Annotated in this window: 18 protein-coding genes and 1 pseudogene; 8 read left to right on the top strand and 11 right to left on the bottom strand. The window is 54.7% G+C overall.

Features of this window, described 5'->3' with window-relative positions:
* The first annotated feature begins 15 nt into the window (after positions 1-15).
* Positions 16-3129: a multidrug efflux RND transporter permease AcrD gene (acrD, locus tag ACLJNW_RS19850; RefSeq protein ID WP_001263076.1), complete on the top strand. Its 3114-nt coding sequence runs from the start codon at positions 16-18 to the stop codon at positions 3127-3129.
* Positions 3130-3230: 101 nt separating this feature from the next.
* Here the strand turns inward: acrD and ypfM are convergent, their stop codons facing one another.
* Positions 3231-3290, bottom strand: coding sequence for a protein YpfM (gene ypfM / locus ACLJNW_RS19845; protein ID WP_001386977.1), 60 nt, complete (start codon positions 3288-3290; stop codon positions 3231-3233).
* A gap of 412 nt (positions 3291-3702) precedes the next feature.
* On the opposite strand from ypfM, the gene ACLJNW_RS19840 reads away from it, so the two are divergent.
* The 3 genes from ACLJNW_RS19840 to ACLJNW_RS19830 are packed head-to-tail and all read left to right on the top strand — an operon-like array spanning position 3703 to position 5418.
* Positions 3703-4059 (top strand): ArsC family reductase, encoded by a 357-nt coding sequence (locus ACLJNW_RS19840; RefSeq protein WP_000631923.1) that lies wholly within the window; start codon positions 3703-3705, stop codon positions 4057-4059.
* A 3-nt stretch (positions 4060-4062) separates the two neighbouring features.
* Positions 4063-5190, top strand: coding sequence for a succinyl-diaminopimelate desuccinylase (gene dapE, locus ACLJNW_RS19835; protein ID WP_001277825.1), 1128 nt, complete (start codon positions 4063-4065; stop codon positions 5188-5190).
* A gap of 27 nt (positions 5191-5217) precedes the next feature.
* Positions 5218-5418 (top strand): YpfN family protein, encoded by a 201-nt coding sequence (locus ACLJNW_RS19830; protein WP_000383839.1) that lies wholly within the window; start codon positions 5218-5220, stop codon positions 5416-5418.
* 26 nt (positions 5419-5444) lie between these two features.
* Here the strand turns inward: ACLJNW_RS19830 and tmcA are convergent, their stop codons facing one another.
* The 5 genes from tmcA to dapA all read right to left on the bottom strand — a co-directional run bounded on the left by tmcA (position 5445) and on the right by dapA (position 11290).
* Positions 5445-7463, bottom strand: a complete 2019-nt coding sequence (tmcA, locus tag ACLJNW_RS19825) for a tRNA cytosine(34) acetyltransferase TmcA (protein ID WP_058663503.1) — start codon at positions 7461-7463, stop codon at positions 5445-5447.
* A 15-nt stretch (positions 7464-7478) separates the two neighbouring features.
* Positions 7479-8342: a neutral zinc metallopeptidase gene (locus ACLJNW_RS19820; protein ID WP_023203851.1), complete on the bottom strand. Its 864-nt coding sequence runs from the start codon at positions 8340-8342 to the stop codon at positions 7479-7481.
* A 130-nt stretch (positions 8343-8472) separates the two neighbouring features.
* Positions 8473-9186 carry a phosphoribosylaminoimidazolesuccinocarboxamide synthase gene (purC, locus tag ACLJNW_RS19815; RefSeq protein WP_001171630.1) on the bottom strand — a complete coding sequence of 238 codons (714 nt, stop codon included), beginning with the start codon at positions 9184-9186 and terminating at the stop codon, positions 8473-8475.
* A 174-nt stretch (positions 9187-9360) separates the two neighbouring features.
* Positions 9361-10395 carry an outer membrane protein assembly factor BamC gene (gene bamC, locus ACLJNW_RS19810; protein ID WP_000331877.1) on the bottom strand — a complete coding sequence of 345 codons (1035 nt, stop codon included), beginning with the start codon at positions 10393-10395 and terminating at the stop codon, positions 9361-9363.
* Positions 10396-10411: 16 nt separating this feature from the next.
* The gene (gene dapA, locus ACLJNW_RS19805) at positions 10412-11290 is read right to left on the bottom strand and encodes a 4-hydroxy-tetrahydrodipicolinate synthase (RefSeq protein ID WP_000494019.1); all 879 of its coding nucleotides are present in this window, start codon (positions 11288-11290) and stop codon (positions 10412-10414) included.
* Between the two features lie 145 nt (positions 11291-11435).
* Between dapA and ACLJNW_RS19800 the strand changes: the two genes are divergently transcribed.
* The gene (locus ACLJNW_RS19800) at positions 11436-12008 is read left to right on the top strand and encodes a glycine cleavage system transcriptional repressor (protein ID WP_000189061.1); all 573 of its coding nucleotides are present in this window, start codon (positions 11436-11438) and stop codon (positions 12006-12008) included.
* Positions 12008-12478, top strand: a complete 471-nt coding sequence (bcp, locus tag ACLJNW_RS19795) for a thioredoxin-dependent thiol peroxidase (protein ID WP_001068686.1) — start codon at positions 12008-12010, stop codon at positions 12476-12478. The genes ACLJNW_RS19800 and bcp overlap by 1 nt, the downstream gene beginning before the upstream one ends.
* Before the next feature lie 49 nt (positions 12479-12527).
* Here the strand turns inward: bcp and ACLJNW_RS19790 are convergent.
* Positions 12528-12848 (bottom strand): annotated as a pseudogene (locus ACLJNW_RS19790) (glycerate kinase); the annotation flags it as partial.
* Positions 12849-13064: 216 nt separating this feature from the next.
* Positions 13065-14132: an AI-2E family transporter gene (locus ACLJNW_RS19785; RefSeq protein ID WP_000892056.1), complete on the bottom strand. Its 1068-nt coding sequence runs from the start codon at positions 14130-14132 to the stop codon at positions 13065-13067.
* 207 nt (positions 14133-14339) lie between these two features.
* Here ACLJNW_RS19785 and bepA point away from each other — a divergent pair, with 207 nt between their 5' ends.
* Together bepA and arsC are read left to right on the top strand one after the other, a co-directional pair.
* Positions 14340-15803, top strand: a complete 1464-nt coding sequence (gene bepA / locus ACLJNW_RS19780; protein ID WP_000489630.1) for a beta-barrel assembly-enhancing protease — start codon at positions 14340-14342, stop codon at positions 15801-15803.
* A 39-nt stretch (positions 15804-15842) separates the two neighbouring features.
* A complete protein-coding gene (gene arsC, locus ACLJNW_RS19775) occupies positions 15843-16202 on the top strand; it encodes an arsenate reductase (glutaredoxin) (protein WP_000132650.1) in 360 nt (119 codons plus the stop codon).
* A gap of 26 nt (positions 16203-16228) precedes the next feature.
* Here arsC and ACLJNW_RS19770 read toward each other — a convergent pair whose 3' ends face one another.
* From ACLJNW_RS19770 to upp, 3 genes are all read right to left on the bottom strand, one after another.
* Positions 16229-16930 carry a DnaA inactivator Hda gene (locus ACLJNW_RS19770; protein ID WP_061835882.1) on the bottom strand — a complete coding sequence of 234 codons (702 nt, stop codon included), beginning with the start codon at positions 16928-16930 and terminating at the stop codon, positions 16229-16231.
* A gap of 94 nt (positions 16931-17024) precedes the next feature.
* Positions 17025-18314: a uracil permease gene (gene uraA / locus ACLJNW_RS19765; protein WP_000198345.1), complete on the bottom strand. Its 1290-nt coding sequence runs from the start codon at positions 18312-18314 to the stop codon at positions 17025-17027.
* A gap of 87 nt (positions 18315-18401) precedes the next feature.
* The gene (gene upp, locus ACLJNW_RS19760; RefSeq protein WP_000706208.1) at positions 18402-19028 is read right to left on the bottom strand and encodes a uracil phosphoribosyltransferase; all 627 of its coding nucleotides are present in this window, start codon (positions 19026-19028) and stop codon (positions 18402-18404) included.
* Between the last annotated feature and the right edge of the window lie 158 nt (positions 19029-19186).

Genomic DNA, 19186 nt, shown 5'->3' with positions numbered 1-19186 from the left:
CGAGGTTTCCCTTTAATGGCGAATTTTTTTATCGATCGCCCCATTTTTGCCTGGGTGCTGGCTATCCTGTTGTGTCTGACAGGGGCGTTAGCCATTTTCTCTTTACCTGTTGAACAATATCCCGATCTGGCGCCGCCCAACGTACGTATTACCGCGAATTATCCGGGAGCGTCGGCGCAAACGCTGGAAAATACCGTAACCCAGGTTATTGAGCAGAATATGACGGGCCTCGATAATCTGATGTACATGTCATCACAAAGCAGCGGAACCGGACAGGCGACCATCACCCTGAGCTTTATTGCGGGAACCGATCCTGATGAGGCGGTTCAGCAAGTGCAAAACCAGTTACAGTCCGCGATGCGTAAACTGCCGCAGGCGGTACAGGATCAAGGCGTCACGGTACGCAAAACGGGCGATACCAATATTTTGACCATCGCTTTCGTCTCTACCGACGGTTCTATGGACAAGCAGGATATCGCCGACTACGTCGCCAGTAATATTCAGGACCCGCTCAGCCGCGTCAACGGCGTCGGCGATATTGACGCTTATGGTTCACAGTACTCTATGCGTATCTGGCTCGATCCGGCCAAATTGAATAGTTTTCAGATGACCACGAAAGACGTGACCGATGCAATTGAGTCGCAGAATGCGCAAATCGCCGTCGGGCAGCTTGGCGGTACGCCTTCGGTCGACAAACAGGCGCTGAACGCCACCATTAATGCGCAGTCACTGCTGCAAACGCCGCAACAATTTCGCGATATCACCCTGCGCGTTAATCAGGACGGTTCCGAGGTCAAACTGGGCGATGTCGCCACCGTGGAGCTGGGGGCGGAAAAGTATGACTACCTCAGCCGTTTTAACGGCAATCCGGCTTCCGGCCTTGGCGTTAAGCTGGCCTCCGGCGCGAACGAAATGGCGACCGCGAAGCTGGTACTGGATCGCCTCAACGAGCTGGCGCAGTACTTCCCTCACGGCCTGGAATACAAGATCGCGTATGAAACCACCTCCTTTGTCAAAGCCTCGATTATCGATGTGGTCAAAACGTTGCTGGAAGCTATCGCGCTGGTTTTCCTGGTGATGTATCTGTTCCTGCAAAACTTTCGCGCCACGCTCATTCCGACGATCGCCGTGCCGGTAGTATTAATGGGCACCTTCTCCGTGCTTTACGCGTTTGGCTACAGTATTAACACATTAACCATGTTCGCGATGGTGCTGGCGATCGGGCTCCTGGTCGACGATGCCATCGTGGTGGTGGAAAACGTCGAACGTATCATGAGCGAAGAAGGGCTCACGCCGCGTGAAGCGACGCGCAAATCCATGGGACAAATCCAGGGGGCGCTGGTCGGTATCGCGATGGTGCTGTCTGCGGTATTCGTGCCGATGGCGTTCTTTGGCGGTACCACCGGGGCGATTTATCGTCAGTTTTCTATTACCATTGTCTCGGCAATGGTGCTGTCGGTGCTGGTCGCCATGATCCTGACACCGGCGCTGTGCGCAACGTTATTAAAACCGCTGCACAAAGGCGAGCAGCACGGGCAACGCGGATTTTTCGGCTGGTTTAACCGTACCTTCAATCGTAATGCCGAACGTTATGAGAAAGGCGTAGCGAAAATTTTGCATCGCAGCCTGCGCTGGATTCTGATTTATGTTCTGTTGCTTGGCGGCATGGTGTTCCTGTTTTTGCGTCTCCCCACCTCCTTTCTACCGCAGGAAGATCGGGGCATGTTCACTACGTCTATCCAGCTACCGAGCGGTTCTACGCAACAGCAGACCCTGAAAGTCGTTGAAAAGGTTGAAAACTATTACTTCACCCATGAGAAAGACAACATTATGTCGGTCTTCTCGACGGTCGGTTCCGGCCCTGGCGGGAACGGGCAAAACGTCGCGCGCATGTTTGTTCGCTTGAAAGACTGGGACGCGCGCGATCCCACCACCGGCTCCTCGTTCGCCATTATTGAGCGGGCGACAAAAGCATTTAACCAGATTAAAGAAGCTCGCGTCTTCGCCAGCAGCCCGCCGGCAATTAGCGGTCTGGGCAGCTCCGCCGGTTTTGATATGGAATTACAGGATCACGCCGGAGCAGGCCATGACGCGCTGATGGCCGCACGAGATCAACTCATTGAGCTGGCCGGGAAAAACAGTTCCTTGACCCGCGTGCGCCACAACGGCCTGGACGACAGCCCGCAACTGCAAATTGATATTGACCAACGGAAAGCGCAGGCGCTGGGCGTATCGATTGACGATATCAACGACACCCTGCAAACAGCCTGGGGGTCGAGCTACGTCAACGACTTCATGGACCGGGGCCGCGTGAAGAAGGTCTATGTTCAGGCCGCAGCGAAATATCGTATGTTGCCGGATGATATTAATCTTTGGTATGTCCGTAACAAAGACGGCGGCATGGTCCCCTTCTCCGCCTTCGCCACCTCACGCTGGGAAACCGGATCGCCGCGTCTGGAACGCTATAACGGCTATTCGGCGGTAGAAATTGTCGGAGAGGCCGCGCCGGGAGTCAGTACCGGGACGGCGATGGATGTCATGGAGTCGTTAGTGCATCAGCTACCGGGCGGTTTTGGCCTGGAATGGACAGCCATGTCTTACCAGGAACGGCTCTCCGGCGCGCAGGCGCCCGCGCTGTACGCTATTTCGCTATTAGTCGTCTTCCTGTGTCTGGCGGCATTGTATGAAAGCTGGTCGGTGCCCTTCTCGGTGATGCTGGTTGTGCCGCTCGGCGTCATTGGCGCGCTACTCGCTACCTGGATGCGCGGGCTGGAAAACGATGTTTACTTCCAGGTGGGGCTGTTGACCGTTATCGGCCTCTCGGCGAAAAACGCGATTCTGATTGTGGAATTCGCCAACGAAATGAATCAGAAGGGACACGCGCTGTTAGACGCCACGCTGTACGCCAGCCGCCAGCGCCTGCGACCGATACTGATGACTTCGCTGGCGTTTATCTTTGGCGTATTGCCGATGGCCACCAGCACCGGGGCAGGCTCGGGTAGCCAACATGCTGTCGGAACCGGCGTGATGGGGGGAATGATCTCAGCAACCATTCTGGCTATCTTCTTTGTACCCCTGTTTTTCGTGCTGATACGTCGCCGCTTCCCGCTGAAGCCGCGCCCGGAATAAGCTCCCGGCCAGCCTGATACGAGGTGTCGGGCACAAAAAAGGCGACTTTCGTTGAGTCGCCTTTTCTTATCCCCTATGGGAGCGCGGTGCCTTCCAGGCATTTATTTACGAAGCATGACTTCGATAAAATCTTTCCAGTTCCCCAGTTCACGTTCAATCATAATAGCCTCTCTTATTATTATGGGTATTCTACGTAGTTAGCGGTATAGAGAGAAGTTCATTTAACCGATTGTTGCGATATCCTCTGGTTATGCTGTCTATGATATTACTATGGCGCTGTAGCCGTAAATTTTATGTGACTTCCTGCAATATTTAGCAACATTAATACCTTTTCTACTACTTTATCAAATCGGGTTAAAAAACAATCAATTGCATGTGCGCAAAATAGGATTTTCCTCGCGAATTATAAACAAGCCACATCTGGAACGTTTTGGAATCATTATTCACATTCACTCAACAATGTTATATTGATTGCCGATCAGCGCTGGATAAATAACCATTAACAGCCACACTTATTATCCCGCAGACGATACTATTGATTATTTATTCGAATTTCGCGTTAAAGGATTCAATATGATTACCCTCTATGGCATTAAGAATTGCGACACGATCAAAAAAGCGCGCCGTTGGCTGGAGGAGCATGGCATTGATTATCGTTTTCACGATTACCGTGTGGATGGCATAGACCTCCCTCTTCTTAATACCTTTATTGCCGAACTCGGCTGGCAGCCGTTACTGAATACGCGCGGCACAACATGGCGCAAACTGGATGAAGGCGACCGCAGCGGGATTACCGATGCCGACTCCGCCGCTGCTCTCATGGTTGAACAGCCGGCAATCATCAAACGCCCATTGCTCTGCGCGCCCGGGAAGCCTATGCTGCTTGGTTTCAGTGAATCCCGTTATCAGCAGTTTTTTGATGAGGTGTAGTCTATGTCGTGCCCGGTTATTGAGCTGACACAGCAACTTATTCGTCGTCCCTCCCTGAGTCCGGATGACGCAGGCTGTCAGGCATTAATGATTGAACGCCTTCGTAAAATCGGTTTTACCATTGAGCATATGGATTTTGGCGACACGCAAAATTTTTGGGCATGGCGTGGGCGTGGCGAAACGCTGGCGTTCGCCGGGCATACTGACGTCGTACCGGCTGGCGATGTCGATCGCTGGATCAATCCGCCGTTTGAACCTACGATTCGCGACGGAATGTTGTTCGGTCGCGGCGCGGCGGATATGAAAGGTTCACTGGCGGCCATGGTGGTGGCTGCTGAACGTTTTGTTGCGCAGCATCCTCATCACCGGGGCCGCCTCGCGTTTTTGATTACCTCTGATGAGGAAGCCAGCGCAAAAAATGGCACCGTAAAGGTGGTTGAAGCGCTGATGGCCCGTAACGAGCGGCTGGATTACTGTCTGGTCGGCGAACCTTCCAGTACTGAAATTGTGGGCGATGTCGTCAAAAACGGGCGTCGCGGTTCCCTCACCTGTAACCTCACTATTCATGGCGTTCAGGGGCACGTCGCCTATCCGCATCTGGCGGATAACCCTGTTCATCGCGCCGCGCCTTTTCTTAATGAACTGGTCGCTATCGAGTGGGATCGGGGCAATGACTTTTTCCCGGCCACCAGCATGCAGGTAGCCAATATCCAGGCAGGCACCGGCAGCAATAATGTCATTCCCGGCGAACTGTTCGTGCAGTTTAACTTCCGTTTCAGCACGGAACTGACCGATGAGATGATCAAAGAGCGGGTACATGCGCTGCTTGAGAAGCATCAGCTACGTTATACCGTAGACTGGTGGCTTTCCGGTCAGCCGTTCCTGACCGCACGCGGAAAGCTGGTGGACGCGGTGGTAAACGCCATTGAGCACTATAATGAAATTAAACCGCAATTACTGACGACGGGCGGTACGTCCGACGGACGTTTTATCGCCCGTATGGGAGCGCAGGTGGTAGAACTGGGGCCGGTGAACGCCACCATTCATAAAATTAATGAATGTGTGAATGCCGCCGATCTCCAGCTACTGGCCCGTATGTATCAACGTATTATGGAACAGCTCGTCGCCTGATGAGCGTTCCGGTAAGAGGAAATAAGCATGGACTGGCTGGCAAAATATTGGTGGATTCTGGTATTGGTGTTTCTGGTAGGCGTACTGCTGAATGTGATCAAAGATCTCAAACGCATCGACCATAAGAAATTCCTTGCCAACAAACCTGAGCTGCCCCCGCATCGCGATTTTAACGATAAGTGGGACGATGAAGACGACTGGCCGAAGAAAGATCAGCCGAAAAAGTAACTGGATAACATGCCGGACAGGTATCGCTATCCGGCATGGTCCCCACCGCCGGACATTACGTCGCGCAAACGCTGCGTTCGTCCGGCATCCAGCGCAATCAGCGCCTGCGCCGCCTGCGCACGCTGCAACGCCAGCAGAGCTTTACGGCCTGAAATGCGTAGCCGGGCGCACAGTTCGGCATCGCTGGCTTTTTCCTCCAGCCGCCCTCTCAGCGCCGGTAATGGCAATGCGCTGTATTGCAGTAAACGATGCAGGCAACCTAACGATGTCAGTAGCGGACGGTGCGCGAACGCAAAACCGACCAGCTCACGCCAGTCTTCATCATTAAGCGCCTGTTCATCTAACGCCGCCAGCGGTATCGCCTCGCCGTTCCACTGCGTCAGGATGTCCGCATCGCGGCGCAAACGCCGGTGTTCCTGCTGCGCCAGCCGTTTTCCCGCGTCGCTCAGCGGCAATAACGCCATCGCCGTATAGCAACCGCTGCTCGCCTCCCGATGGTTGCCCATCCGTACCAGTACAAAGCCGCAGCGTTGCCAGAAACGCCACAGCTCCGGCGTATAGCCGAAGCTGACGGAAAGATAATCACACTGCGCCGCCTGCATGCACGCGCAGGCAATCAACTGCTGACCGATGCCTTCACGCTGGCGAGCGGGGTGCACTGCGATACGGCTTACGCGACGCCCAACCAGCGTCGCGGCTAAAGGGTCGCTACCGTGCGCCGCCAGCGACTGCGCCACCAGATTCCCACGCGGCCGCCGGAAACCGCACCATACAGCCTGACTGAGTTCTGCGGATAACCCACCCTCTTCGACCAGCCAGAGGGCGCCCGCCACACGGTTATTCGCCGTAGCCTGCAAGAAATGCTGTCCTGGCGCATCCATCATTCGGCGCAGATCCAGCGGCGAAGTACGATAGTGCGCCCCCGACAGTAACTGATACACAGCCCTCGGCAACGCGGGCGTCTCCCCCCAGGCCTGCTGGTAAAAAGCCGAGATTGCTATCCCGCCATGCGGCGCCTGCGCAAACGCTTCATCGTCGAATATCAGCGCCTCGCTGACGATATTTTCCAGCGGGCATTCTGGCGCCCAGCGGACAGGCTGACGAAGCGTAAAGCGGTGAAGCTGCGGAAAACGGGCGCAAAACTTAAGTAAAAAACCGCGTCCGGTGCCTTCGTAGCCCTGAACGGTGGTGGTGAGTAGTATGCGGGGAAAGCGCGAAACCAGTTGCAGCAGCAGCGGCGTGGGGATTGCCGCCGCCTCATCAACCACCAGCCAGTCGGCTCTTGCCCCGCTCGCCAGCAACGCATCCGGCGCCATAAAGCAGAACCGCTCACCGGCAAACGCTGCCAGGATATCCGTTGCCGTTTTCGCCGGTGCGGTCACGATAGCCGTGCCCGCCATCCGGGAGATGAATTGCCCGGCCAGCGCCGATTTGCCGCGCCCACGGGGGGCAATCACCGTCGCCACGCCGGGCGGCATTTCACGTAAACGCGATAAGATAGCCGCCTGCTCCGGCTGCGGCTCGCCGGTGGCGGGTCGCCAGCGTTCACGGGAAGGATAAGATGGCCAGCAAAACGGCTGGCGCTGTCGCCAAAGCAGCGTTTGCGGATCGTGGGAGAGAGTCCGTTTAAGATGCTGTGCAAACTGCGGTGTGGGGATAGGCTGCGCGCAGTCGCTCCAGCGCAGTGAATCGGTATCAGGCCTGCTTTCCCACGTCTCGTACGACGGCATCAGCAGAAGCAGCCAGCTTCCGGCCTGCAAGGTCCCGCTCAGGGCGGCAAACGCTGCGGCGTCAAAGCCCTGCCAGGCATCAAATATCGCATGACGGAATTCACGGCCCAGCAGCGTTTGTAACGCCTGTGGCGTACAGCACGGCTGGGCGGGCGCGTCAGGCGAGACCCACAGCCAGTCACCGGGCAATGCAGCGCGTATCGCCTCGGCCCGCTCCCGGCACCACGCCGCGTCGCCGCTGATGACCAGTAAACGGCGAATGCCTTCCTGTGTCATTTGCGACGTTAACGCCCGTAGCGCATCGATATCAGACATCCCTGCCCCGGTTTATCAAAAGTTTTTGCCAAACGTATTACATTGCGCCGGGTCGCCGCTGTCAAAGCCACGCTTAAACCAGCTGTAGCGCTGTTCTGAGGTGCCGTGGGTAAAACTATCCGGCACGACGCGCCCCTGCCCCTGTTGCTGTAAGCGATCGTCGCCGATAGCCTGTGCGGCATTGAGCGCCTCTTCCAGATCGCCCGCCTCCAGTACGCCTTGCTGCTGCATACTGTGTCCCCACACGCCGGCAAAGCAATCCGCCTGTAGCTCCATGCGCACCGAAAGGCGATTCACCTCCGTTTGCGACGCGTTTTGCTGTAGCTGGCGTACTTTCGGCTCAATACCTAACAGTTTTTGTACGTGGTGGCCGACTTCGTGGGCGATGACATAACCCTGAGCAAAATCACCGTCCGCGCCCAGCTTATTTTTCATATCATCGTAAAATGAGAGATCGATATAAACGGTGCCGTCCGCCGGGCAGTAAAACGGCCCCATCACGGACTGACCCGCACCACAGCCGGTACGCGTCATACCACGGTACATCACCAGTTTTGGCTGCTGATAGCCGCGCCCCATTTTTTGAAAGAGTTGCCCCCAGGTATCTTCGGTCGTCGCCAGGATCACCGAGGTAAATTTTGCCGCTTCATCATCATTGGGGCTTATCGAACGCGTCGACTGCTGCTGCGAAACCGGCTGACCGGTCAACAGACCGGTTAAATCCACCCCATAGTACCCTGCGACCAACACCACCACCAACAGAATGATGCCGCCTTTTCCGCGCGGAAGACGAAAGCCAGGGCCACCCAGCGAGGGGCCGTCTGGCCGATTACGTCTGTCCTCTACATTGTTACTTTCACGACGCCCTTGCCAGCGCATAATCACCTCATTCTCTCTTTGTTATACAGATGATCGTAGGCGGTCAGGCGCAGGATTACCACAGGTAAACGCTATCAGAATGAGGAAAGGATGATACCGGAGAGCGGTTGCCCCCCGGTCAGAAGCGGAATTAATCTAATTTCACGCCCAGGCGATGCGCAACGGCTTCATAGGCTTCAATCAGACCGCCCAGGCTCTGGCGGAAGCGGTCTTTGTCCATTTTGTCCAGCGTCTCTTTATCCCACAGGCGGCTACCGTCCGGTGAAAACTCATCGCCCAGCACCACTTCGCCTTTATACAGGCCAAACTCCAGTTTGAAATCCACCAGGATAAGACCCGCGTCATCAAACAGTTTTTTCAGTACGTCGTTGGCTTTGTAGGTTAGCTCTTTCATACGCGCCAGATTTTCCTGGCTTACCCACCCGAAAGTTTCACAGTAGGAACTATTCACCATCGGGTCGTGCAGCGCGTCGTTTTTCAGGAACAGATCGAAGATCGGCGGGTTAAGCTCCATGCCTTCTTCCACGCCCAGACGCTTGACCAGCGACCCTGCCGCACGGTTGCGCACCACACATTCAACCGGCACCATCTCCAACTTCTTCACCAGACACTCGGTATCAGACAGCAAACGTTCCATCTGGGTCGGGATGCCCGCCTCGGCCAGTTTGGTCATAATGAAATGGTTGAATTTGTTATTTACCATGCCTTTGCGATCAAACTGTTCAATGCGCGCGCCATCCCCTGCTGACGTATCATTGCGGAATTCGAGCACCAACAGGTCCGGGTTTTCCGTGCTGTATACGGTTTTCGCTTTACCACGATACAACTCAGCTTGCTTTTGCATCTTTAACACTCCTGGGTGTGAATTAACGATAAGTATTCATTTCCTGCTACGCCTGCCGGAGACGTCGGCCTGTAATTGTGGTGCGAAATAGCGGTTAAATCGCGTTTTTGTACCGACGCACACGTTTGCGTATCTTATCAGAAAAAAGGGCCGGATTACTCCAGCCCTGTTAAATTACTTGTTGAACGCTGCCTGGAAGACGGCAACCAGCGCGTCGTTCTGGCTTTGCGTCAGAGTATGCCCCTTAGGATCGATAAACTGCAAGCTGCTGCGGTTATCTAAATCGCCGACCTGCAATTTATAGTCTCCGGATGCCAGGCCCGGGTCGCTAGCGCCCAGATCCCGCCAGTCGCTGTCAGACAATGGTTTGTACGTTACCGCCATGCTGCCCTGAGAGCGAGTGCTGTCGGTGACTTTCATGCCCACTTTTTCCAGCGCGGCCGGGAGGCGCTGCCACACGAGGTTGAACGGACCGCGAACGACCAGCATAGGTAAACCGGTATCATCAGCGGCGCTCTGCACATCCATCGTTGCGGCGGAACGGTTCTGCGCGGCATTTGCCGCATCCGTAGCGGTCTTATCCAGACCGGCGGAAATGACGTTCATCATTTCCGTGCTATAGCGCTGCAGCGACGCCGCGTCAGCGACCGGCTTGCCAGCCTGTTCCAGATTAACCAGTTTTACCGTTACCGCCTGCTGATAGCCCTGCGGCTTCACCGAGATTTGATAACGTCCACGATACTGTTCGTCTTCATCCAGTCGGTTCCAGTTCACCCAATCGGTCGTCAGAGTCTGGCTGGCATCGTCACGTTTTTCAATCGGATAATTTTTCGCCTGAATCACGCTGACGACTTGCGGCCACAGCGTGCTGCTACGACCATTTTCCACCAATAGCGTAGCGGTATCGCCAGAGAACTGGGTACGCGCGCCGCTCACTAACGCTAACGGCTGCGCTGGCGGACGGATATCCAACGCCTTACCAACCGCGCCGCTCCCCTTCGTGACCGGAATAACGTAGTCGCCGGTCGTTATCGGCAGGATCATTCCTGCCGGGGCGTGAAGTTCAGCAAGCGGCGCGGCATCCAGATAGGATTCATCGCCGCTTACCTGGCGCTTGTAGCGCGAATCGGAACTACAGGCAGCGAGCAGCAAAACAAGCGAAACACCCGCAACCTTCGCCAGGCGCGACTTTTGTACTGAGTAAGCCATCAAATCTCCCTAAACTTTACAGCAGGCCAGCATGCTGAAGCGCTGCTTTGACGATGTCACGACCATGGTCTGTGATAGGCGTCATTGGCAGGCGCAGCGTGTCGGTCGCCACAAGACCCAATGCCTTACATGCCCATTTCACCGGGATAGGATTGGGTTCGACAAATAGTTTGTTGTGTAACGGCATCAGACGCTGGTTGATAGCGCGCGCCTCGGCAAATTGCCCTTCCGCCGCCAGTTTGCACATGTCAGCCATATCGCGCGCCGCTACGTTAGCCGTAACGGAAATCACGCCATGACCACCCAGTTGCATAAAGTCCAGCGCAGACGCGTCATCACCGCTAAGCAGAATAAAATCGTCTGAAACCAGCTCTTTGATCTGGTGAACGCGGGTTAAGTTCCCTGTCGCCTCTTTGATAGCGATAATATTTTTTATTTCCGCCAGACGACCCACGGTTTCCGGCAACATGTCGCAACCGGTACGGGACGGCACATTATACAGAATTTGCGGCAAGTCAGTGTGTTCCGCGATGGCTTTGAAATGCTGGAACAAACCTTCCTGCGTGGGGCGATTGTAGTACGGCGTTACCGTCAGGCAGCCTACAATACCGCTATCGTTAAAACGCTGCGTCAGGCTAATCGCTTCCGCGGTCGCGTTTGCGCCCGTGCCGGCGATAACCGGAATACGTCCGTCAGCCAGTTCCAGCGTCATCATCACGACATCGCCATGTTCATCATGGCTTAGCGTGGCAGACTCGCCGGTAGTGCCAACCGAAACAATCGCCGAGGTACCGTTGGCGACATGATAATCAATGAGTTTTTTCAGGCAAGACCTACTGACGTTACCTTTCTCATCCATCGGCGTAACAAGCGCGACAATACTTCCCGTGAACATGGGCCATCCTCTGTGCAAACAAGTCTCTCAATGGTACGTTTGGTATGGCAATAAAAGCAAGCGACCAAAGCCGTTCTGATTGTTGTATGCAGGTTTTTTTTATGGTTTCCTTAAGATTACCTCACCGCTCAAAGGAATAACTGGTTTGACACCGTCATCACAACACTATTTGGTTATCACTGCGCTGGGCGCCGACAGGCCCGGTATTGTGAATACCATTACTCGCCATGTCAGCAGTTGCGGCTGTAATATCGAAGACAGCCGACTGGCGATGCTGGGCGATGAATTCACGTTTATTATGCTGTTGTCCGGCACGTGGAACGCGATTACCTTGATTGAATCGACATTGCCGTTAAAAGGCGCGGAGCTGGATCTGCTGATTGTGATGAAACGGACGTCCGACCGCCCCCGCCCGGCAATGCCCGCGACGGTATGGGTTCAGGTTGAGGTCGCCGACTCCCCGCATTTAATTGAGCGATTCACCGCGCTGTTTAATAGTCATGAAATGAATATTGCGGAGCTGGTCTCCCGCACACAGCCGGCTGAAGGTGATAAAGCTGCGCAATTATTTATTCAAATCACCGCACATAGCCCGGCGTCGCAAAATTCCGCAAATATTGAGCAAGCCTTTAAAGCACTATGTACAGAACTCAATGCGCAAGGCAGTATAAACGTCGTCAATTACTCACAACATGATGAACAGGATGGAGTTAAGTAATGAATCCACTGAAAGCCGGTGATATCGCACCGAAATTTAGCTTGCCGGATCAAGACGGGGAACAAGTAAATTTGACCGACTTCCAGGGACAGCGCGTTCTGGTTTATTTCTACCCAAAAGCCATGACACCCGGCTGTACCGTGCAGGCCTGCGGCTTACGCGATAACATGGACGAGCTCAAAAAAGCAGGCGTGGACGTGCTGGGCATCAGCACCGATAAACCTGAAAAACTCTCCCGTTTCGCTGAAAAAGAGCTGCTGAACTTTACCCTTTTGTCCGATGAAAACCATCAGGTGTGTGAACAGTTCGGCGTCTGGGGCGAAAAGTCGTTTATGGGCAAAACGTATGACGGCATTCACCGCATCAGCTTTTTGATTGACGCTGATGGTAAGATTGAACACGTCTTTAATGATTTTAAAACCAGCAATCACCATGATGTGGTGCTGAACTGGCTGAAAGAAAACGCGTAAAAGCCTCAGGCCGCGCTGATGTGCGGCCTGGAAAGGGAATGCGCCGTCAGGCTTGCCGCGCCAGACGCCCTTCTCCGGTCATCACCAGATCGGCATCTTTAACCGCCTGCTCAAGCTGTAGCGTTTCCACGACAATCTCTACGCCGGCGCGTAATTCAGCATTGAGCAACCCTAAAAGCGCGGCGCCCATTCCGCCTGCCGCGCCGGGAGCGTTAATCACCTCACGTCCCGTAGCCTGATAAATATGCCGGCCGCAGTTTTCCAGCGCCTCGTCCAGGGTGTTCACCATTTCCGCTGTCGCCCCTTTTTGTGGGCCAAAAATGGCCGATGCGCCCTGAGGACCACACAGCGGATTGTTGACATCGCACGCCTTTAAGCTGATTGGCGGTAGCGGAATCAATTTCTACAATACAGTTTTCCTTCAGCAGCGAGCATTTTGTAGGTTCCGACAATAAAAATGCCGCAACACGGTGCGGCATTAAAAAAAAGAGCGGCTTTCTAAGCGCTTGTCCCTCATCAGGCGTGCGCAAAATGGCGGCAGGGCACTATGATGTTGTTCACGCTTTACAACTTTTGTACAGACCGCTCAGGATGAGGCATCCGTCACCTGACCATCCGGCCAGGCATGGACAACGGCTTTAATCAGCGTCGCCAATGGAATGGCGAAAAACACCCCCCAGAAACCCCACAGACCGCCGAAAATCACCACTGACAGAATAATCACCAGCGGATGCAAATTCACCGCTTCGGAGAAAAGTACCGGTACCAGCAGATTGCCATCCAGTGCCTGAATAATCAGATAAACGGCAAAACAGCTCCAGAATTCCGTCCCCAGGCCAAACTGAAACAGCGCGACGCCCACCACCGGAATTGTCACCACAAAGGCGCCGATATAGGGGATCAGGACCGAAAAGCCCACCAGTACCGCCAACAGTAGCGAATAGTTGAGGCCAAACAGCAAAAAGCCCAGCCAGGTCGCCACGCCCACCACTACCATCTCCAGCACTTTTCCGCGGATATAGTTGGTGATCTGCTGATTCATCTCATTCCACACCTGCCCCGCCAGCCCGCGATTACGCGGCAGCACGCGGCGCACGGCATTCAGCATCTGCTCTTTATCTTTTACCAGGAAAAAGACCATCAGCGGCACCAGCACCAGATATACCGCCAGCGTCAGTAGCCCGACTAACGAAGCCAGCGAATATTTCACCACCGAATCGCCCATGTTAAGCATCCGGGTACGCATGTTTTCCGCCATCGCATCAATAATGCCCGCATCCATCAGCGCCGGATAGCGTCGCGGCAAGGTCGCGGCGAAATCGGACAGTTTATTCAGCATACCGGGCATATCACGAATCAGGTAAATACCCTGCTGCCAGGCAATCGGCATCACCACAAACGCCATTAATAACAGAATGCCGACAAAGAGGATAAGGACAATGGAGGCTGCCCAGCGCCGGGAACAGCCAATCGCCTGCAGGCGCGCCGTCGGCCACTCCAGCAGGTAGGCCAGTACGATTGCGACCAGCAGCGGCGCTAACAGGCCGCTAAAGAAAAAGAGGATGCTAAAACCAGCCACCAGAATGACCAGCAAGGCAATCGCCTCCGGGTCGCTGAAGCGACGGCGATACCATTGCATTAACATTTCGAGCATAAAACCCTTCCCAGAACTCAACTGCGGGATTGTGATGCCGAATTGTATCGAAATGTCACAAAAAAGACTTCGCTTTTTATCGTTGATTCAGGAAACTAAAATAGTGAGTCTGTGCTCATCACAGTTACACTTATGAAGTGTCGGAGCGTGGAACGATATTTCACGACGTTGGTCAAAGGGCTATCTCAAAACAACAGGATAGAGGTTATGTTCAGGCAGTTGAAAAAAAACCTGGTGGCAACCCTCATTGCAGCATTGGCTCTCGGTCAGGTCGCGCCCGCATTTGCCGACCCTGCCGACACGCTGCCCGATATGGGAACCTCGGCAGGAAGCACGCTTTCTATCGGACAAGAGATGCAAATGGGCGACTTTTATGTACGCCAGCTACGCGGTAGCGCGCCGTTAATCAACGATCCGCTGCTGGTGCAATACATTAACGCGCTGGGGATGCGTCTGGTCTCGCACGCCGACTCCGTCAAAACGCCCTTCCATTTTTTCTTAATCAATAATGACGAAATCAACGCGTTCGCGTTCTTTGGCGGCAATGTGGTGCTGCACTCGGCGCTTTTTCGCTACGCGGATAACGAAAGCCAGCTAGCTTCAGTCATGGCGCATGAAATCTCCCACGTGACGCAGCGCCACCTGGCGCGCGCGATGGAAGATCAAAAGCGCAGCGCGCCGCTTACCTGGGTGGGCGCGCTGGGTTCCATTTTGCTGGCCATGGCCAGCCCACAGGCCGGTATGGCGGCGCTAACCGGTACTCTGGCGGGAACGCGCCAGGGAATGATAAGTTTCACCCAGCAAAATGAGCAAGAAGCCGACCGTATTGGTATTCAGGTACTGCAACGCGCCGGATTTGACCCACAGGCGATGCCCTCTTTCCTCGAAAAACTGCTCGACCAGGCGCGTTACTCCACGCGTCCGCCTGAAATTTTGCTCACTCACCCCTTACCGGAAAGCCGCCTTGCGGATGCCCGCAACCGTGCCAACCAGATGCGCCCGGTCGTGGTGCAATCTTCCGCCGACTTTTATTTCGCCAAAGCGCGCGCCCTGGGAATGTACAATTCCGGACGTAACCAGCTCACCAGCGACCTGCTGGATCAGTGGTCTAAAGGCAACGTGCGTCAGCAACATGCGGCGCAATATGGCCGGGCGTTGCAGGCGATGGAAGCGAGCAAGTACGATGAAGCGCGCAAAACGTTGCAGCCGCTGTTAAGCGCAGAACCGAACAATGCCTGGTATCTTGACCTCGCCACCGATATTGACCTCGGGCAGAAAAGAGCCAACGACGCGATTAATCGCCTGAAAAATGCCCGCGATCTGCGCGTTAATCCTGTGCTGCAGTTAAACCTCGCCAATGCGTACCTCCAGGGAGGCCAGCCAAAAGCGGCGGAAACCATTCTGAATCGCTACACCTTTAGCCATAAAGATGACGGTAACGGCTGGGATCTGCTTGCTCAGGCCGAAGCCGCGCTGAACAACCGCGATCAGGAGCTGGCGGCGCGCGCTGAAAGTTATGCGCTGGCGGGACGACTGGATCAGGCAATTTCACTGCTCAGTAGCGCCAGCGCCCAGGCAAAACTGGGTAGCCAGCAACAGGCGCGTTACGATGCGCGTATCGACCAGCTGCGCCAGTTACAGGAACGCTTCAAGCCATACACGAAAATGTAATCGCCGTTTATTAGCCGGATGGCGTCACAAGGAGAACTCATGACCGACACGATTAAAATCTACCATAACCCGCGCTGCTCGAAGAGCCGCGACACGCTGAACCTACTGAAATCTAACGGCGTGGAACCGGAAGTGGTGCTTTATCTGGATACGCCCGCCGACGCCGCCACCGTGCGGGAACTGCTGCGTATGTTGGGCATGTCCAGCGCGCGCGAACTGATGCGCCAGAAAGAAGATCTCTATAAAACGCTTCACCTGGCGGATAGCCAGCTGAGTGAAGAGGCGTTAATCCAGGCGCTGGTTGAACACCCTAAACTGATGGAGCGCCCCATTGTGGTGGCAAATGGTCAGGCGCGCATTGGCCGACCGCCTGAGCAGGTGCTGGACATCCTCGGTTAACCGTTGAACGCCGCCGTCGCGGCGTATTACAGTTTCAGAATCTCTTTGACAAACGGGATCGTCAGTTTTCGCTGGGCAGTGATCGACGCATGATCGAGCTGATCCAGCGTCATAAACAGCGTGCGCATTTCGCGATCAAGACGTTTGAGTAAAAACCGCCCAACATCTTCCGGCAGTTCAAACCCCCGTAACCGGGCACGCAACTGTAGCGCCTGAAGTTTGTCTTCATCGGAAAGAGGCTGGAGTTTATAGATTTGCCCCCAATCCAGACGGGAAGCGAGATCGGGCAAGCCCAGATTTAACTGTCTTGGCGGACGATCGCCGGTGATCAATAACCGCGTCTTACCGGACTCCAGAATGCGGTTATAGAGATCAAAGATCGCCATCTCCCACAGTTCATCGCCAGCGACACACTCAATGTTATCAATACACACCAGCGAGAGGTGTTCCATACCGTCGAGCACTTCCGGCACGAACCAGGTACGTTTATCGAGCGGGACGTAGCCTACCGCATCTCCACGCTGCGACAATTCAGCGCAGGCGGCGTGCAGCAAATGGCTGCGGCCCGCGCCTTCACGCGCCCAAAGGTAGATATATCCACTATGTTCCTGGCGCAACACGTTTTGTAACGCGGCCAGTAGAGAGGCGTTATCCCCCGGCCAGAAACTTGCGAAAGTTTCGTCGTCAGGAAGATAAAGTGGCAAAGAGAGCTGTGCCGGTGTGTTCAGAGATACCTCAACCCAGGATGACATAAAATCGCGCTGAGTTTACCACATAATTCCCGTGAGATAGAACCGGGCAGCATCGCTGCCCGGCAACCCGTTACTGATGCGGGGGCTCCGCATCATTTGCCTCCAGTACCACTTCTTCCGGACGCAACAGGCTAATCAGTTTAAAAATCAGGCTCAGGCCAATCCCGACGATGGTCGCCAGCGCCATCCCTTTCAATTCTGCCGCGCCGATATGCACTTTCGCGCCGCTCACGCCGATGATCAAAATCACCGAGGTGAGGATCAGGTTTTGCGCTTTGTTGTAATCGACTTTCGATTCGATCAATACGCGAATCCCCGACGCGCCGATAACGCCGTACAACAGCAGCGAGACGCCGCCCATCACGGGTAACGGGATAATCTGAATCGCCGCCGCCAGTTTGCCGACGCAGGAAAGCAGAATGGCGAAAATCGCCGCGCCGCCGATAACCCAGGTACTGTAGACGCGGGTGATCGCCATGACGCCAATATTTTCCCCATAGGTGGTATTCGGCGTGGAGCCGAAGAAGCCGGAGACGATCGTTGACAGTCCGTTAGCGAACATCGAGCGGTGCAAACCGGGATCGCGCACTAAATCTTTTTTGACGATATTCGCCGTCACCACCAGATGACCGACATGCTCGGCGATCACGACCAACGCCGCGGGCAGAATCGTCAGGATCGCGAACCATTCAAAACGCGGCGTATAGAAGGTCGGCAGCGCAAACCAGTGTGCCTGGGCAATCGGCGTGGTATCGACCACTCCCAGCGCGAATGACAGCGCATAGCCCGCCAGCACGCCGATCAAAATCGGAATGATCGCCAGGAAACCGCGAAACAGTACGGAGCCGAACACCGTCACCGCCAGCGTGACCATGGAGATGATAATTGTTTTCGTGTCCGGCGACTGCCCTTGCGCAGGCAGCAATCCGGCCATCCCCGCCGCGACGCCAGCCAGCTCCAGACCGATGACGGCAACGATTGCGCCCATTGCCGCAGGCGGGAACATCACATCCAGCCAGCCGGTGCCCGCTTTTTTAACGATGAAAGAGACCAGACAGAACAGCACGCCGCACATAATAAAACCGCCCAGCGCCACTTCATAACCCAGCGGCAACAGCAGTAGTACCGGGGAAATAAAGGCAAAGCTCGATCCGAGGTAGGCCGGAATTTTACCTTTGCAGATAAAGAGATACAGCAACGTTCCGATACCGTTAAACAACAGCACCGTCGCGGGGTTGATATGAAACAGAACTGGCACCAGCACGGTCGCGCCAAACATGGCGAAAAGGTGCTGTAAACTAAGCGGGATTGTCTGTAAAAGCGGCGGTCTTTCACTCACCCCGATAGCACGGCGCGTCATAGTGTTTTCCTCTAAGTGTGTTTGTTATGAGTGGTTTTATTCAAAAAAAAGCCGACTCTTAAAGTCGGCTTTTAATTATTTATTCACTTATTTGGTACCAAAAATCTTATCGCCGGCATCGCCAAGCCCCGGAATAATGTATCCGTGCTCGTTAAGCCCCTGATCGATAGAGGCGGTGTACAGTTCAACGTCCGGGTGCGCTTTTTCCAGCGCCGCAATGCCTTCCGGCGCGGCGACCAGCACCAGCACCTTAATGCTGCTACAGCCGGCTTTTTTCAGCAGGTCGATGGTCGCGATGACAGAACCGCCGGTCGCCAGCATCGGGTCGACGATCAGCGCCATGCGCTCATCAATGTTCGATACCAGTTTCTGGAAATAAGGTACTGGCTCAAGCGTCTCTTCGTTACGGTACATCCCGACTACGCTGATACGCGCGCTCGGTACATTTTCCAGAACGCCTTCCATCATGCCCAGACCCGCGCGCAGAATCGGCACAACGGTAATTTTTTTACCTTTGATCTGGTCGATTTCCACCGGGCCATTCCAGCCTTCGATGGTGACTTTTTCCGTTTCCAGGTCGGCTGTCGCTTCATACGTCAGCAGGCTGCCTACTTCTGAGGCGAGTTCACGAAAGCGTTTAGTGCTAATGTCGTTTTCACGCATCAGACCCAGCTTGTGTTTGACGAGTGGGTGTTTGACTTCCACGATCTTCATACTCTTCTCCTATCCTCAGATGACTGGCAACCACAAAAAAAATCGCCGGATTATACCGCTTTTCCTCTCTGACGCAACACAATGTATGCTTGACCTGGATCAACCAAAAGCGCTGATAGCGGAAAAGTGAGTATAAATCACTCACGTTGAAACAGGCG

Source organism: Salmonella sp. SAL4457, from assembly GCF_046548235.1.
Classification (GTDB): Bacteria; Pseudomonadota; Gammaproteobacteria; order Enterobacterales; family Enterobacteriaceae; genus Salmonella; species Salmonella enterica.
The sequence above is the reverse complement of the archived record's forward strand: the minus strand, read 5'-3'. Positions and strand labels throughout refer to the sequence as shown.